General features: G+C 31.7%; 16 protein-coding genes. All 16 read left to right on the top strand.

Annotation, left to right across the window (positions count from 1 at the left end; genetic code table 11):
- Positions 1–372: 372 nt before the first annotated feature.
- Positions 373–828: a leucine-rich repeat domain-containing protein gene (locus tag RR561_RS02965; protein WP_332505942.1), complete on the top strand. Its 456-nt coding sequence runs from the start codon at positions 373–375 to the stop codon at positions 826–828.
- A 16-nt stretch (positions 829–844) separates the two neighbouring features.
- The gene (yfmF, locus tag RR561_RS02970; protein WP_332505943.1) at positions 845–2,104 is read left to right on the top strand and encodes an EF-P 5-aminopentanol modification-associated protein YfmF; all 1,260 of its coding nucleotides are present in this window, start codon (positions 845–847) and stop codon (positions 2,102–2,104) included.
- Between the two features lie 177 nt (positions 2,105–2,281).
- Complete coding sequence (gene yfmH / locus RR561_RS02975; protein ID WP_332505944.1) at positions 2,282–3,589, top strand: EF-P 5-aminopentanol modification-associated protein YfmH; 1,308 nt, start codon at positions 2,282–2,284, stop codon at positions 3,587–3,589.
- A 93-nt stretch (positions 3,590–3,682) separates the two neighbouring features.
- On the top strand, positions 3,683–4,456 hold the full coding sequence (gene lgt, locus RR561_RS02980) for a prolipoprotein diacylglyceryl transferase (protein WP_332506271.1): 774 nt from the start codon (positions 3,683–3,685) through the stop codon (positions 4,454–4,456).
- Positions 4,446–5,381, top strand: a complete 936-nt coding sequence (gene rsmH / locus RR561_RS02985; protein WP_332505945.1) for a 16S rRNA (cytosine(1402)-N(4))-methyltransferase RsmH — start codon at positions 4,446–4,448, stop codon at positions 5,379–5,381. Before lgt ends, rsmH begins: the two co-directional genes overlap by 11 nt.
- Before the next feature lie 226 nt (positions 5,382–5,607).
- Positions 5,608–7,017 carry a UDP-N-acetylmuramoyl-tripeptide--D-alanyl-D-alanine ligase gene (locus tag RR561_RS02990; protein WP_332505946.1) on the top strand — a complete coding sequence of 470 codons (1,410 nt, stop codon included), beginning with the start codon at positions 5,608–5,610 and terminating at the stop codon, positions 7,015–7,017.
- The gene (mraY, locus tag RR561_RS02995) at positions 7,011–7,976 is read left to right on the top strand and encodes a phospho-N-acetylmuramoyl-pentapeptide-transferase (protein WP_332505947.1); all 966 of its coding nucleotides are present in this window, start codon (positions 7,011–7,013) and stop codon (positions 7,974–7,976) included. Before RR561_RS02990 ends, mraY begins: the two co-directional genes overlap by 7 nt.
- A 32-nt stretch (positions 7,977–8,008) precedes the next feature.
- Entirely contained in the window at positions 8,009–9,391 is a 1,383-nt protein-coding gene (gene murD, locus RR561_RS03000) for a UDP-N-acetylmuramoyl-L-alanine--D-glutamate ligase (protein WP_332505948.1), read from the top strand.
- Between the two features lie 19 nt (positions 9,392–9,410).
- A complete protein-coding gene (murG, locus tag RR561_RS03005) occupies positions 9,411–10,517 on the top strand; it encodes an undecaprenyldiphospho-muramoylpentapeptide beta-N-acetylglucosaminyltransferase (protein ID WP_332505949.1) in 1,107 nt (368 codons plus the stop codon).
- Positions 10,518–10,728: 211 nt separating this feature from the next.
- Positions 10,729–11,895 (top strand): cell division protein FtsZ, encoded by a 1,167-nt coding sequence (gene ftsZ, locus RR561_RS03010; RefSeq protein ID WP_332505950.1) that lies wholly within the window; start codon positions 10,729–10,731, stop codon positions 11,893–11,895.
- 86 nt (positions 11,896–11,981) lie between these two features.
- Positions 11,982–12,452: a transcriptional regulator NrdR gene (gene nrdR, locus RR561_RS03015; protein ID WP_332505951.1), complete on the top strand. Its 471-nt coding sequence runs from the start codon at positions 11,982–11,984 to the stop codon at positions 12,450–12,452.
- 24 nt (positions 12,453–12,476) lie between these two features.
- Positions 12,477–13,142, top strand: coding sequence for a response regulator transcription factor (locus tag RR561_RS03020; protein ID WP_332505952.1), 666 nt, complete (start codon positions 12,477–12,479; stop codon positions 13,140–13,142).
- 176 nt (positions 13,143–13,318) lie between these two features.
- Complete coding sequence (locus RR561_RS03025) at positions 13,319–14,659, top strand: ATP-binding protein (RefSeq protein WP_332505953.1); 1,341 nt, start codon at positions 13,319–13,321, stop codon at positions 14,657–14,659.
- Between the two features lie 78 nt (positions 14,660–14,737).
- Complete coding sequence (gene der / locus RR561_RS03030) at positions 14,738–16,063, top strand: ribosome biogenesis GTPase Der (protein WP_332505954.1); 1,326 nt, start codon at positions 14,738–14,740, stop codon at positions 16,061–16,063.
- Between the two features lie 15 nt (positions 16,064–16,078).
- Complete coding sequence (plsY, locus tag RR561_RS03035; RefSeq protein ID WP_332505955.1) at positions 16,079–16,690, top strand: glycerol-3-phosphate 1-O-acyltransferase PlsY; 612 nt, start codon at positions 16,079–16,081, stop codon at positions 16,688–16,690.
- 51 nt (positions 16,691–16,741) lie between these two features.
- Positions 16,742–17,752, top strand: a complete 1,011-nt coding sequence (locus RR561_RS03040; RefSeq protein WP_332505956.1) for an NAD(P)H-dependent glycerol-3-phosphate dehydrogenase — start codon at positions 16,742–16,744, stop codon at positions 17,750–17,752.
- The last annotated feature ends 19 nt before the right edge of the window (positions 17,753–17,771 follow it).

The raw sequence follows: 17,771 nt of genomic DNA on the forward strand, positions 1-17,771 counted from the left end.
ATGTTTTTACAATGAGAATTTTAAAATACTTTTCTATACTTATATGTAAACATTTATGTGTAAAAACAATCTATACAAAATACAAATTATAAAGAGAATTTAATAGTAAGTTATGGTAAGTTTAGTATAATTTTCATTATAATAAATATAAAATACTTATAATGGGCAGTATATTGGTTATATAATGCGGTCTAATAAACACTTTAAAATAATCTTGTAGTACAAAGTTTAGTCTCTTAGTTATTTGCTTAAAAACATATGAAAAATTTAAAAGAATCTTTTGAATCTGTTGGAATTTAATAAACTATAATTTTATGGTATAATAACAAAATAGACGTAATGGGTAAAATACAAGAAAAGAGGGAGCAAAAAATGTTTGTTGATTTTGAATGTGATAATTTAAAAAAAGCAATAATAAAGAATTATAAAGAAAAAATTGATTCTAATTTTGATGGTACTGAAGTAACATCAGAAATGATGGAAAAATTTGATTTATTAGATTTAAATGAATCAGGTATTAGCAGTTTGAAGGGGATAGAATATGCTAAAAATGTAAGACATTTGTATGTTGCATTTAATTCTATATCAGATGTAGAACCTTTAAAGAACTGTCAAAACCTAGAAAAATTAGATTTTCATAAGAACAATGTAGTGGATATATGGCCTTTAGAAGGGCTAAGACGTTTAGAATTTTTAAATATTTCCAATAATGGAATTACAGATGTTATGGCACTAAATGATATTGCCAATATTGACGCTATAAATATAAAGGGGAATAATATAGAAAACCAATTACCACTGCGTCATATAAGATTTGTAAAAAAATAAGGAGAGAAATTTAAATATGTCTAATATAAATATATTTGACTTAGACAAAGGTGTGTCTTTAGGTCTTATTAAGAATAGCAAGTTTAAATCGAATTTGATTTCAATATATTTCGCAAGGAACCTGAAGAGAGAGGAGGCCACAAAGGTATCATTATTATCGAATATGTTATCGATGGGCACAATGAAATATCCTACAATGAGAGATATTTCTAGAAGGTTAGATGAATTATATGGAATGTCTATGAATGTTGGTGTTAATAAACACGGTGAAAAAGCATTGACTTCCTTTAAATTTCTAAGCGTTTCAGACAAGTATCTAGATGAACCTATTTTTGAAGAGGTAGTGGATTTTATAAATGAAATAGTTTCAAATCCTCTAGTAATAGATGGTAAGCTAAATCCTGATATGTTTGAAGTTGAGAAAGAAATTCTAAAAGATGAAATAAATTCAAAGATTAATGATAAAAGGATATATGCAGCTATAAGGTGCATAGAGGCAATGTGTTATGATGAGCCTTACTCTATAGATCAGGTAGGATATGTAGAGGATTTGAAATCGATAACACCTGAAAATATGTATGAAATGTATAAAGAGTTCATAGCAACATCAAGAATCTTTATAACGATAGAGGGTGATTTCGATGAAGAAGATGCATATAAAATATGTCGTGATAAGTTTAAATTTGATAGAGGCAATATAGAAAATATAGAAAGAGAAAGATTTGATATAGTTCCTCATGACCCAACGTATTTAACGGAGATAATAGGAACAAATCAAGGAAAACTAGTGATTGGATATAGAACAGGTGTCGACTACAAGGACTATGAAATGTATTATAGTCTTATGGTGGGCAATAGTTTGTTCGGGGGTGGACCACACTCAAAGCTATTTAATAATGTGAGAGAAAAGGAAAGTATTTGTTACTATGCGAGCTCAACCCTAGAAAAGTGTAAGGGGCTTATGATTGTAAGCTCAGGTATCGAAGTTAACAATTATGAAAGAGCCTTAGAGCTTATAACGAAAGAATTGCAAGATGTTATAAATGGTAATTTCTCAGAAGAAGATGTAGACAATTCTAAAAAAAGTATACTTAATGCCTTGAAGGCATCATATGACTCTGTATCAGGAGAGTCTGATTTTACATATAATCAATTTATAAGTGGAACAAATTTAGAAATTGATGAAGTTATAAACTATGTATCAAATGTAGATAAAGAGAGTATTGTTAGGTCGATGGCAAATATTTTTGAAGATACTGTTTACTATTTAAGATAATAAAATGGTAAATTATAAGAAAGATTTGTAAATAATGAAATGATATCTACTAATATTTTTGTTAAATGAAATTTTTATATATTTTAGTAATTTATAAAAAATGTTAAATATGAATGCAATTAATATTTAATAAAAAATATTTGTGTCATCATTTAAAAAATATTTGGGAGGACTTTGATGAATAAAATTTACAATGATATTATAAATGAAGAGTTATATTTTGATAAGATGGACAATGGACTTGAGGTATTTTACATACCTAAAGAAGGCTTTGTAAATAAGTACGCTGTGTTGGGAGTTGACTTTGGATCAAATGACTTAGAGTTTATCCCAATAGGAGAAAGTGAGCGTATAAGAGTTAGTGAAGGGATAGCGCATTTTTTAGAACATAAAATGTTTGAACAACCCGATGGGTCAAATGCTTTTGATGAATTTTCAAGATTGGGTGCAAGTGCAAACGCCTTTACTGGATTTGCAATGACAGCATATTTGTTTTCTGCAACTGAAAACTTTTATCCTTCCCTAAAACATTTAATTGAGTATGTTGAAACTCCATATTATACTGAAGAAAATGTAGAAAAGGAAAAGGGAATTATTGCACAAGAAATTAAAATGTATCAAGATGATCCAGATTGGAACGTTTATTTTAATTGCTTAAAGGCAATGTATTCAAAACATCATACTAACATAGACATTGCAGGCAGTGTAGAAAGTATATATAAAATAACTCCAGAAGAGTTGTACAAGTGTTACAATACTTTTTACAATCCAGCCAACATGAAGTTGTTTATTGTGGGAGATTTAGATCCAGATAAATTAATTGAGACTATTAAAGAAGCCAATGATGATGAAATTGACTTCTCAGAAAATATAGAAAGATTTATGGAAGAAGAACCAATAGAAGTGAATGAAAGATTAATAGTAGATGAATATACCGTGTCCATGCCTATGTTTTATATAGGCTATAAAGATGCCTATGTGAAAAGAGAGCCTAGAGAAAGTTTAAAGCTAGAGATAATTACAGACATGCTATTTGATATAATATTTTCGGAAAGTGGGGATCTTCATCAAGATTTATACAAAGAGGGACTTATTATCGGTGGCATATCTGGAGGATACTTATCTCAAAAAGACTACTCATATGCAGTTGCTTCAGGGGCATCAAAAGACCCAAGAGAAGTAAAAAGAAGAATTGATGAGTATATTGAAAATCTCAAAAAAGTAGGTATTGATAGTTATGAATTTGAAATCAACAAGAAAAAGAAAATAGGAGCGTTTTTAAAGTCTTTTGATTCAATTAACTACATTGCTAATAATTTTTTGAATTACATGTTTAGAGGTATTAATTTCTTAGAATACTTCGAAGTGTTAAAAGAGATTGAAATAGAAGATGTAAATAAAAGGTTATATGAGTTCTTTAAAGAAGATAACAGTGTATTATCTATTGTAGAGCCTAAAGAAACTACTAGGGAATTTAACCAATAATTTAAAATTTAATCAATGCTAAAAAACTTTAAATTTTTGTATTGAAAAAAAGACTATATATTCTATTCAATATAATTTATAATTGAATAGAATATATTATTTTTAAAGGATAAATACGAGGAGGAAGATATGAATAGAGTAGCATTTTCTGTTTTTGGCATAGATGTAATGTGGTATGGAATACTTATAGCGATTGGGATGTTATTGGCAGTAGCATTGGCTACAAGAGAGGCTAAAAGAGTTGGCTATAAGGAAGATGATATAATAGACTTAGCATTATTTGTAATTCCACTTGGAGTAATAGGCGCAAGAATATACTATGTGATATTTAGCTGGGATAACTACTCAGGTAGCATAGCAGCAATGTTTAATATACGTGGCGGTGGTCTAGCAATACATGGAGGAATTATAGCGGGAATTATTACGGGAATAGTATTTTCAAAGGTAAGGAAGTTGAACTTTTTTAAACTTGCAGATATAGTAATACTAGGTGTTCCACTAGCACAAGCCATTGGTAGATGGGGTAATTTCATAAATCAAGAAGCATATGGTGGACCAACCAATTTACCTTGGGGTATACTAGTAGAAGGACAAAGGGTACACCCCACATTTTTATATGAGTCAATATGGGATTTATTAATATTTATATTGATATTTACAAGAAGAAAAGAAAAAAAATATGAAGGTTATATATTAGTACAGTATTTGGTATTGTATTCATTTGGAAGATTCTTAATCGAGGGTCTTAGAACTGATTCATTGATGTTTGGTCCTATTAGAATGGCTCAGCTAATTAGCCTAATAGGAATAGCAGCAGGTATTGTATTACATATAGTTTTATTAAAAAGGAGTAAAAATGGAGTTTAATCATGTTTCTGTACTTTTAAATGAGTGCATTGAAAATCTTAATATAAAGCCAGATGGTATATATGTGGATTGCACTATGGGTGGTGCAGGTCACAGTAAGGAAATAGCAAAGAAATTATCAGATGATGGTAGGCTTATTTGCTTTGATCAAGATATCAATGCGATTAATGTAGCAAAAGAGAGACTAGCAGAATTTGGAGAAAGAGTAATACTTGTTCACAGTAATTTTGAAAATATAAAAAATGAAATAAAAGCTTTAGGCATAGATAAAATAGATGGTGTTTTGGCTGATTTAGGAGTTTCATCACATCAACTAGATGAGGCCTCAAGAGGATTTTCTTATATGAATGACGCCCCACTTGATATGAGAATGGACAATAGATGTGAAAACTCTGCGTGGGACATAGTAAATGATTACTCAGAAGATCAGCTTCATAAGATTATAACAGAATATGGAGAAGAAAATTGGTCAAAGAGAATAGCTAAATTTATAGTTGAGGAAAGAAAAGAAAAGACAATAGATACAACATATGATTTGGTAGAAATTATTAAAAAGGCAATACCAAAAAAGGCTAGAATGAATGGACCTCATCCAGCAAAGAGGACATTTCAGGCTATAAGAATAGAAGTAAATAATGAACTGGGTGTAATAAAAAATATGATAGAAGATGCAGTTAGCATTATGAATCCAGGCGGAAGAGTATGTATAATAACATTTCATTCCTTAGAAGATAGAATAGTAAAAAATGAATATAAGTATCTAGCTCAAGATTGTATTTGCCCACCAGAGATGCCATTTTGTCAGTGTGATAAAAAAAGTGAAGTAAAAATTATTACCAGAAAGCCTATTTTACCTAGCGAAGAGGAAGTAAATGCCAATCCAAGATCAAGAAGTGCAAAATTAAGGGTGGCGGAAAAAAAGTAAAACTGGTAATATAATAGATGTTGAAAAATATGGTTTGTAAATAGCAGATATTTTTTATAACTGAGTAATAATAGATTTCCATTGCAATTTAAGCTTGTGCTTACTTATATCATGGATGACTATGTTTAGAAATAGTTAAAATCATTTTGATTTAGCTATTTCTAAAATTTATTACTTGATTATAGATATGCTATTTATTATTTCCATTTATTTTAGGAGGAATAAGATGATTAGCTTAACAGTTGAAGAAATACTCAAGTCAACAGAAGGCAAATTGATCGATGGTAATGAAAATAATGAGATCAAAAAAATTGTTATAGATAGTAGAATGGCAGACAGTCAGTCTTTATTTGTAGCGGTTATAGGTGAGGTGCAAGATGGACATAAGTACATCAAGGATGCCTTTGACCTTGGATGCAGAGCATTTTTGATTAGTGATGAATCTTTTATTACAAAAGAATTAGAAACTTCATCAGTAATTGAGGTAGAAAATACAGAGATAGCTCTTGGTAAGATTGCAAAATATTACAGGGGAGCATTTGATATTCCAGTAGTTGGTGTTACGGGCAGTGTTGGTAAGACAACTACTAGAGATATGATATATTCTGTATTGTCTAATAAATTTAACACATTAAAAAATGAAAAGAATTTAAATAATCAATTTGGAGTACCTCTAACCCTGTTTAATCTTAATAGAGAACATGAATGTGCCATTATAGAGATGGGCATGTGCGGATTTGGTGAGATTGAATACCTAGTAGATATAGTTAGACCAAAAATAGGTGTCATATCTAATATAGGAATGTCTCACATCGAACTTCTTGGATCACAAGAGGGTATTTTCAAAGCAAAAATGGAAATTGCTACATATTTTGATGAAGCGTCCACTTTAATAGTTAATGGTGATGATCAGTTTTTATCAAAAGTATACAAGGACTATAATAAAGGCAATAAGGAAGGCTATACCGTATATTCTTTTGGAAAAGGAAGGGATAATACAATTTCTTGTAGAAAAATGACCTCAATAGAAAATGAAAAAACAATGTTTACTGTTTCTATAGAGGGAATAGAAGATGAGTTGGATTTTGAGATTCCCACTATTGGAGAACATAATGTATATAATGCAATGTCTTCAATACTTGTAGGTAGAGTTTTGGGAATGAGCATAGAAGAAATTCAAGAAGGTCTATTAGCATTTCAGCCAACTCAGGACAGACAAGATATAATAAAAACAGACGATTTTACAATAATAAACGATGTTTATAATGCAAGCCCAGACTCTATGATAGCTTCAATGAAGGTTCTTAGTCTGTATGATAAGAGAAGAGTAGCTATATTAGGAGATTGCCTTGAAATGGGTGAATTTGCTGAGGCAGCTCATAGAAAAGTTGGCGTTCAAACTCTTGACAAAGTAGATGTGATAATCACTACTGGCGAGGCAGCTGAATTTATAGGCACTGAAGCCAAAGAGCGTGGATTTGATTTAAGTAAGGTATATCATTTTAATACAAAGGAAGAATTAATAGCTTCACTATCTGATATATTAAAAAAAGATGATGCTATATTAGTAAAGGCATCTAGAGGAATGAAATTTGAAGATATAGTAAAGTATATAGAGGGAGGCTGTAAATGCTAGGATTTAAAGATTTAACCTTAACTGCAATTATTGCATTTGTTTTGGTTATGGCTATGGGGCCAGTTTTAATACCATTTTTACATAAATTTAAGTTTGGACAAACTGTGAGAGATGATGGCCCACAGAGTCATCTAAAGAAAAATGGAACACCTACAATGGGTGGTGTAATGATGATGTTAGCAATCTTAATAGCTACACTTTTAAGAGCGGATTTAAATACAGAAATATTTATGGCTCTTTTATGTATGCTAGGATTTGGAATGGTTGGATTTATAGATGATTTCGTGAAGATAAAAATGACAAGATCTCTTGGGCTTACAGCTAAGCAAAAGATTGCGTTACAAGTTATTTTAGCTCTAGTAATTTCAATATATAAATATAAAGCAATAGGAAGTGGGATACAGTTTATAGTTCCATTTTCACAGGCAGGAATTAATATAGGCATAGCTTATGTTCCTGTAATGTTAGTTGTAATACTTGGAACTGTAAATGCGGTCAATCTTACTGATGGATTAGATGGATTGGCTAGTGGTATAACAGCTATAGTGTCTACTTTCTTTATGGTATTTGCACTTATTATAGCAAATAATGCAGGTATGTCTCAGATGGCAGCAGCCACTTTAGGAGCTTGTGTCGGCTTTATGTGGTTCAATGTGAACCCAGCTAAGGTATTTATGGGAGATACTGGTTCGATGGCATTAGGAGGGGCTGTTACAGCCTTTGCTATATTTACCAACTCAGTACTTATAATACCAATTGTCGGAGGAATATATTTTGCAGAAGCACTATCTGTTATAATCCAAGTTCTTTACTTTAAGAAAACTAAGAAGAGAATATTTAAAATGGCTCCTCTTCACCACCATTATGAACAGTGTGGATGGCCAGAGACAAAGGTTGTATTTATATTTTGGATAGTTTCCATCGTTCTTGCATGGATCGGTGTTGTAGCGATGTTTTAGTAATACATAAATTAATAAAGAGGTGACGGGCATTGTTTAGTAAAAACAAGATATTAGTTGTAGGTATGGCAAGATCAGGTATAGCTTCAGCTAAGTATTTATTAAGAAATGGAGCCGAAGTTATAATTAACGACTCAAAAAATGAAGAAAGTTTAAAAGATGTAATTAAAGAATTTGATGAATTTGAAAATGTAAAATTTTTATTTGGAAGAAATCCAAATAGTGAGGATATATCAGATATAGATTTTGCTGTGGTATCTCCAGGGGTTCCGCTAGATCTTGACTATATACTAGAAATGAAAAAAAATGGTAAGGAAGTATTTAGTGAAATAGAACTAGCCTATAGAGCTAGCAGAGAAAAAAACTTGAATTTCATAGGAATTACGGGTACTAATGGAAAGACGACAACAACTTCAATAGTAGGTGAAATAAGCAAAAAGGCAGGATATGATACTTACATAGTTGGTAACATAGGAAACCCCGCAATACATGCCGTTGAAGAAGCAAACAATGGTGCAGTTTTGGTAACAGAGCTATCAAGTTTTCAATTAGAAAGTATAGTTGATTTTAGACCAGTAGTATCTTCTGTTTTGAATCTTACAGAAGATCATATGGATAGACATCATACTATGGAAAATTATGCGAAGGCTAAAATGATGGTCTTTAAAAATCAGGTTGATAACGATATTTGTGTTTTAAATTATGATGATGAAGCCACTAGAAAAATGGCTGAATCTTGTAAGGCGAAAGTTGTTTATTTTTCCAGAAAAACTCAATTAGAGGAAGGTATATTTTTGGATGAAGATAAAAATATTGTGATGAAGCTTAACAACAAAGTCCAAAAAATAATGAACTCTAAAGAATTAAGTCTTCCTGGGGGACACAATTTAGAAAATTGTATGGCAGCCACAGCAATCTGTTATGAATATGGAATTAATATAGAAGTGATAGTAGAAGTATTAAAGACCTTTAAGGCGGTTGAACATAGGCTAGAGTATGTAGATACTGTCAAAGGAGCATCATATATAAATGACTCGAAGGGTACTAACCCAGACTCAACTATAAAGGCAGTTCAATCTTATGATCACCCTATAATTTTAATAGCTGGTGGATATGATAAAGGTAGTGACTTCAATGAATTATTTGAAGTAGCTAAAAAACATGTTAGAAGTATTGTAATACTAGGACAAACAGCAGATCTTATAGAAGAAACTGCAAAAAAACATGGTATCAATGATATATACAGAGTAGAAACTATCAAGGAAGCTGTGTATAAATCATATGAGATAGCTAATGAAAATGATGTTGTATTATTGTCTCCCGCTTGTGCAAGTTGGGGAATGTACAATAACTATGAAGAAAGAGGAATAGATTTTAAGACGAGTGTTCAAGAATTAAAAGAAAAACAATCTTAAAATTAGAAGGGAAAGTATTATGAGAGTTATATTATCAGGTGGGGGAACTGGAGGCCATGTGTACCCTGCAATTGCAATAGCTAATAAAATAAAAGAAAAAAATCCAGACACTGAAATTTTATTTGTTGGTACTCAAGAAGGTATAGAATCTGAAATCGTACCGAAGTATGGTTACAATATAGAATTTATAAAAGTAAAGGGTTTTAAGAGAAAAATAGATTTTGAGAACGTGAAAAGAGTTTTTATGTTTATAAAGTCTCTCGGAGATTCTAAAAAAATAATTAAAAATTTCCATCCAGATATAGTAATAGGAACTGGAGGATATGTAAGTGGATCTGTAGTGCTAAAGGCCAGTAAAATGGGAGTTAAGACTTTTGTTCATGAGCAAAACTCATTCCCAGGAATAACAAATAAGATGCTTTCAAAAAATGTTGATTTTGTTATGACAAGCTTTGAAGATTCACATAAAAGATTTCCAGAAAAAGCTCATAATAAATTGTATCTTACAGGAAATCCCGTAAGAGATGACATATTAAATGCAAATAGAGAATCATCAAGAAAAAAACTGGAGATACCTATGGATAAAAAGATGTTTTTAGTTGCAGGTGGTAGTGGAGGATCTGAAGAAATAAATGATGCATTAAGTTTGGCACTACCTAAAATGATAAAAGAGGATTTTGCATTTACAATATCTACTGGAAGAACATATTATGAAAAATTCATGAGTCAATATGGTAACTTAGAGTTTAAGAGTTATCAAAGAGTAGTTCCATATTTAGATGATATGGCTGACAATTTGGCTGCTGCAGACTTGGTGATTGGAAGTGCTGGAGCTATATCAATGGCAGAGATGACGTCTGTTGGAATACCTGCTATAATAGTACCAAAGGCTTATACTGCTGAGAATCATCAAGAGTATAATGCTAAGAGTCTTGAAAGTGCAGGAGGAGGCGTCTGTATCACAGAAAAAGAGTTAACTCCTGAAAAATTAGATTCAGTAATCTTTGAATTACTAGGAAATGATGAAAAATTAAAAAATATGTCGGAGTGTAGCAAAAAATTTGGAAAAAGAGATGCGATTGACTTAATATATGATAAAATCAGTAAAGAATGCTTTTCTAAATAGATAAAAGCTATAAAAATGCAAAAAAAAATTAAAAATATGTTGCAATAAAGGTGTTTTATAGGATATTATAGAATAGATAGAATGATATTTATTTGATGATAATATATATAATAGTATTTGTTTGAAAATCTTAGATATAAAAACATTATTTGTTGATAAAAAAGAAAATATTAAATCAGACATAGACTATAGTGTGAATGGGGGTTTATAAATGTTGAACTTTGTTGAAGAGCAAACAGGCTCTGCCAATATTAAAGTTATTGGAGTCGGTGGTGGCGGAAATAACGCTATTAATGTTATGATCAGCTCCGGCGTAAAGGGCGTTGAGTACATAGCAGTAAATACTGACAAACAGGCTTTAGATTCTTCTAAAGCGGAACATATATTACAGATCGGTGAGAAGCTGACTAAGGGATTAGGCGCAGGTGCTAACCCTGAAAAAGGTAAAAAAGCAGCAGAAGAATCTGCAGACGAACTAGCAAAAGCCATAGAAGGTGCAGATATGGTATTTGTAACAGCTGGTATGGGTGGTGGAACTGGTACTGGTGCCGCTCCTGTAGTGGCTCAAATTGCCAAAAATGCAGGTGCACTTACAGTAGCTGTAGTTACGAAGCCATTCTCTTTTGAAGGTAGAGTAAGAATGAAAAAGGCTGAAGAAGGTATCGCAGAATTAAAGAAAAATGTCGATACATTAATTACAATACCAAATGATAAAATACTTCAAATAATAGAAAAAAGAACAACTATAACAGAAGCTTTATCAAAGGCTGATGATATATTAAAGCAAGGTATACAGGCTATATCTGGCTTAATATCAGAAGCAGCTCTTATCAATCTTGACTTTGCTGACGTTGAAGCAATAATGAAGGACCAGGGACTTGCTCATATGGGTATGGGTACATCTTCTGGTGAGGATCGAGCTCTTGTAGCTGCAAAGCAGGCTATAGAATCACCTTTATTGGAGACTACAATAGATGGAGCAAAGGGTGTATTGATAAATGTAACTGGTGGGGAAGACTTAGGATTGCTTGAAGTAAGTGAAGCAACAGAAATAATAAGAGAAAAATGTGATCCAGATGCAATGATTATATTCGGTGCTGCTACTAGAGAAGATTTCGGTGATGAAATCGTGATAACAGTGGTTGCAACAGGTTTGCAGGATGATGCTGATGATATCTTTAATACTCCACAGTTAAGAAGACAGCCAGCACAACCTCCTATAACACCAAAGTACAATGAAGTGCAGAGAGTTAAAGAGCCACAGAAGGTTGAAAAAGCAAAGCCAGCTGAAGAGACTTTCGCAAATAGTTTTGACGATACTGTGACAGCAGGAGATGACGATATGGTTATCCCTACTTTCCTTAGAAGAAAGAAGTAAAAATATCAATATAAACGGAATAGGGCTCAGCGTATAGTTGAGCCCATTTTATTAATAAATTAAGTTTTTAGAAAGAGGTGAAAAGTATGCTTTGTCCTTATTGTGAATGTAAAGAATCAAAAGTTCTTGATTCAAGGCATATAGATTCTACATCTATAAGAAGAAGACGTGAGTGTGAAAAGTGCAAAAAAAGATTTACTACTTATGAAAAGATAGAAATGGTTCCAGTGATGGTAATCAAAAAAGATGGAAGAAGAGAAGCTTTTGATAGAGATAAAATTAAATTTGGTTTAATCAGATCATGTGAAAAAAGACCAGTGTCAATTGCGACAATAGATGATGTTGTAGATTCCATTGAATCGGAAATAAATAAGATGTACGTTGATGAAATTGAGTCCACTAGAATTGGTGAAATGGTGATGGAAAGATTAAAAGAAGTCGATGAAGTAGCATATGTTAGGTTTGCATCAGTATATAGACAATTTAAAGATTTAAATACTTTTGTCAATGAATTAGAGAGCATACTGAATGAAAAGGATAAAAAAGAGGAAGAATAATCTTTATATAGAGGAGGTATCACTATGGCAAAAATACTTGTGATAGATGATGAAGAACATATATTAGAGCTTCTAAAATTTAACTTAGAGGTGTCGGGTCATCAAGTTATATGTTGTACTAATGGAAAAGATGGCCTTAAAATGGCTAGAGAAGAAAATCCTGACTTGGTACTATTGGACTGGATGCTTCCTAATATAAGTGGTATAGATGTCTTAAAAGTCATAAGAGAAGATGATAAAATAAGTGACCTTCCAGTAATTATGCTGACAGCTAAAAATATGGAAGATGATAAAATAGAAGGTCTAGATAGAGGGGCAGATGATTTTATCACTAAGCCATTCAGTATAAAAGAGTTAATGGCGAGAATAAAAACAGTTCTTAGAAGATATCATACTTCTGATGAGACTGCACTTAAGGCAGGTAAGATATCTCTATATCTAGACAGACATGAAGTCTATCTCGATGGAGAAAAAATAGAACTAACCTTGAAAGAGTTCGAATTATTAAAACTTTTAATACAAAATAGAGGAAAAGTTTTGACAAGAGATTATTTACTAGACAAGGTCTGGGGTTATGAGTTTTTTGGAGAAACGAGAACTGTAGATGTCCATATAAGGTATCTAAGAAAGAAGCTTGGGGAAAATTCAAATATAGAGACCATTAGAGGTGTTGGATATAAATTGAATTAACATATTTAACAAGTTTGAGTTATTGATGAGTTTTATAAAAGATTGTAAATTATTAGAGATAGTGAATCATGAGTATAAACATAGTTATAAATTGAGCTACGTATTTTTTATTAGAGGATATTTTTAAAAAGCAAGCGTTCTGATGAAAGTGGGTTAAATAATTGGAAACAATAAGTATGTACAAAATAAATCATATTATAGCACTTGTTATGATAATATCGTGGATAGTGAGTCTTCTTTTGTATAAGGAAATAAGAAATTTAAGAGATTTTATGCATGATGTGATTAATTCATCAAAAAAAGTTAAAAATATGGATTTTGATGCAAAGTTAAATATATCTAAACATGCAGAATTCAATACTTTTGCGGGGGATTATAATGATATGATAGATATGTTGGAAAGATCTTTTGAGCAAGTAGAAGGTAAAAATATTCAATTAAATTCTATACTAAAATCAGTATCAAATGGAATTTTGGTAATCGACGTATCTGATAGAGTTTTCCTTATAAATGACAAGGCAAAAGAATATCTAGGCTGTCCTATAGAAAAATCTATAGAATTGGAGTCTATATATGATGTAATTAGCGATAAGAAAATACTGGAATTTATACAATATAACATAAATAGAGATACAAGCATAAGTAAAGAAATAAAATTGGAAGGTGGAAAGATATACAATGTAAAGGTAGATCCTTTGAGTATGGAAAGCCGCAAAGAAATATTAATAGCATCTGTGGTAAACATAGAAGATATTACTGAAAGAATAAAGCTAGAGAATATGAGAAGTGATTTTGCAGCCAATGTTAGTCATGAACTCAAAACTCCTCTTACGTCTATACAAGGGTTTGTAGAGACTCTCAAAACAAATGATGATACCATCAGTCCAGAGATGAGAAAAAGATTCTTGGAGATTATAGAAAACGAATCATACAGACTGAGGATTTTGATAAATGATATTTTATTACTATCATCAATTGAAGGCGATGAAGAATTAAATAACGAATGGGTTGATCTTGAAAAAGTAAATGAAAGAATCTTTAATATGCTAGCGGATAAAGCTAAAAGTCAAGAAATTCATCTAGATGTAGAATACAAACTGAATAAAAATGATGAAGGAAAATTCATGATATTGACTCAAAAACAATACTTTAAAGAGTTGATAATTAACCTAATGACAAATGGTATCAAATACAACAATCCAGGTGGTTATGTGAAAGTTGTATATGAAGAAGATCAAAATAATTATTACGTGACTGTTCAAGATAATGGTATAGGCATAAGTGAAGATGAAAAAGATAGAATATTTGAGAGATTTTACAGAGTAAGTAAGTCTAGAAATAAAGATATAGATGGTACAGGACTTGGACTTGCTATTGTAAAGCACATATTGATTTCATTAAATGGTGATATATCTTTAGAGTCTAAACTGGGAGAAGGATCTTCATTTAAGATAACACTTCCAAAAAACCATAATAAAAATAATGACACTATATATTTGAGCCCAAATAATGTATAATTATAAGTTGATTGACAAATAAAATAAGCCTAAAAATAAAAACAAATGAAATAACAATTTAAGACAGGAAGTGATATATTGAGTAATGAAAATAGACCAATAGTAGCAGTGGTAGGAAGACCAAATGTTGGAAAATCAACAATTTTTAATAAATTAACAGGAAAGAAAATATCTATAGTTGAAGATACTCCTGGAGTAACTAGAGATAGAATTTTCGGAGAAGTTGAATGGCTAAATAAGTATTTTACAATAATAGATACAGGTGGTATAGAGCCAGATTCAGATGATATCATAGTATCCCAAATGAGAGATCAGGCAATGCTTGCAATAGATATGGCACATGTAATACTATTTATCGTTGACGGTAAAGGTGGCCTTACTGCAGCAGATAGAGAAGTTGCTGAAATACTAAGAAAGACAAAAAAACCTGTAATATTGGTAGTAAATAAGATAGATTCTAAGAGTCAGGAAGATTTAATGTATGATTTTTATGAGTTGGGTCTAGGTACTCCAGTTCCAGTATCTGGTGCAAACAGTATCGGATTGGGTGATTTGCTAGATGATGTAGTAGAAAATTTCCCAGATGGATTAGATACAGAGTATGATGAAAGTATTGTTAGAGTGGCTATAACAGGTAAGCCAAATGCTGGAAAAAGCTCGATACTAAACAACATATTGGGTGAAGAAAGAGTTATAGTTTCTCCAATAGCAGGTACCACTAGAGACGCTATTGATACATATGTAGAAAGAGATAACAATAAATTCCTTTTAATAGATACAGCAGGTATAAGAAGACGTAGTAAAGTATATGAGAGAGTAGAAAAATTCTCAGTTTTAAGAGCTATGACAGCTGTTGATAGAGCAGATGTAGTGCTTATAGTAATAGATGCGACTGAAGGAGTTACAGAGCAGGATACAAAGGTTGCAGGACTAGCACATGACGAGGGTAAGGGATGTATATTTGTAGTTAATAAATGGGACTTGATTGAAAAAGATAATAAAACTATGATTAACTTTAGAAATAAAATTAAAATGAAATTCCCATTCATGAATTATGCACCAATACTATTTGTATCTGCAGTAACAAACCAAAGAATTAATAAGATATTACAAACAGTTATGGATGTTTCTTATGAACAAAATAGAACTGTAACAACATCAGTTTTAAATGAAGTATTAGGTGAAGCGGTTATGTTAAACCAACCACCTTCAGATAAGGGTAGAAGACTAAAGATATATTATGGAACACAGACAGGAACTAAACCTCCTACTTTCACATTGTTTATTAATGACAAAAAGCTTACTCATTTTTCTTATACAAGATACTTAGAAAACAGATTAAGAGAAAATTTTGGATTCGAAGGTACATCTATAAAGATAGAGTACAAGCAAAAAAGAAGATAACAGGGGGGAAGTAATGTGCTTTTATTATATGTTTTAATTATAGTATTATCCTACTTAATAGGAAATATCTCTAGTTCATATATAATTAGCAAGGCAATATTTGGCAAGGATATAAGAATGCAAGGTTCCAAAAATGCTGGTACAACTAATGCTCTTAGAACATTTGGTTTTAAGGCAGGTTTTGCCACTTTTCTTGGAGATTATTTCAAGGGAACAATTGCAGTCTTAATTGCTATGTTTATAGCTAGAAAAGCGAATCTAGATGTAGATCTTGCCAAATATATTGCAACTTTAGCAGTTGTAGCTGGTCATAATTGGCCAGTCCTACTTAAGTTTAAGGGTGGAAAAGGAGTTGCCACTACATATGGAGCTCTACTAGCTATAGCACCCTTACCTACATTAGCGAGCATGCTATTTTTCATAGTATTGGTCTTGGTAACTAGATATGTTTCAGTAGGTTCAATACTGGGAGTATGTCTGTTCCCAATACTTATGTATATGAGAGGCGATTTAGGTGGTGTATGGGTATGCTTATTGCTTTCTATATCAGTTATTTATAAGCATAGAGAAAATATCAAAAGATTGCTAAAGGGCAAAGAAAGTAGACTGGATTTAAAGAAAAAATAACCAAACATAATTTGGGCAAAGAAAGTCAGATTTGAAAGGGGTTATATATAGATGAATAAGGTATGTGTATTAGGAGCTGGTAGCTGGGCTACTGCTTTAGCGAAAGTATTAAATGATAACGGAAATGAAGTAATACTTTGGGCAAGAAGACAGGAGCAATGTGATGAAATAAATAACTGTCACACAAATAAGAAATATTTAGATGGAATTGTACTAGATGAAAAGTTGAAAGCCACTGCTGATTTAAAGTCAGCTATTGAAGGGGCCAAGGTTATTGTTCTTGCAGTTCCATCACAACAAGTAAGGGGAGTTTGCCAAAAGATAAAGAGTTTTGCTTCAGATGAGCAGATAATAGTCAATGTAGCAAAGGGAATTGAGAATAAGACAGGAAAAAGAATTTCCCAGATATGCTTGAAAGAACTTCCTAATAATAAATATTGTATGCTATCAGGGCCTTCTCATGCTGAAGAAGTCTCTAGAAATATTCCCACAGCAGTAGTTGCCGCTTCAGAATGTATAGAAACATCACAAATTATACAAGATTATTTTATGAATAAATACTTTAGAGTATATACAAATCATGATCTAGTAGGTGTGGAACTGGGCGGTGCTACTAAGAATATCATAGCTTTCGGAGCAGGAATATTGGATGGTCTAAACTATGGTGATAACTCTAAGGCAGCTCTTATGACGAGAGGCTTGACTGAAATTAGTAAGTTTGGAGTAGCAATGGGTGCAGAGCTGTCTACTTTTTCAGGATTATCAGGAATAGGAGATCTTATAGTAACTTGTACCAGTATGCATTCGAGAAATAGAAGAGCAGGTATACTAGTGGGCAAGGGTCATTCTATTGAAGAAACGAAAAAAGAAATAGAGATGGTAGTTGAAGGAATAACAGCTACTGTAGCAGTATATGAAATGGCAGAAAAAATGAATATTGAAATGCCGATTACTGAATGTATATATAGAGTTATTACCACAGATCTTGATCCAGAAGAGGGTGTTATGGAGCTCATGACAAGATCAAAAAAACATGAAAATGAATCTATATTTAAATTATAATGCATAAATTTTAAAATAA

It is taken from the genome of Peptostreptococcus sp. (assembly GCF_036639115.1).
Classification (GTDB): domain Bacteria; phylum Bacillota; class Clostridia; order Peptostreptococcales; family Peptostreptococcaceae; genus Peptostreptococcus.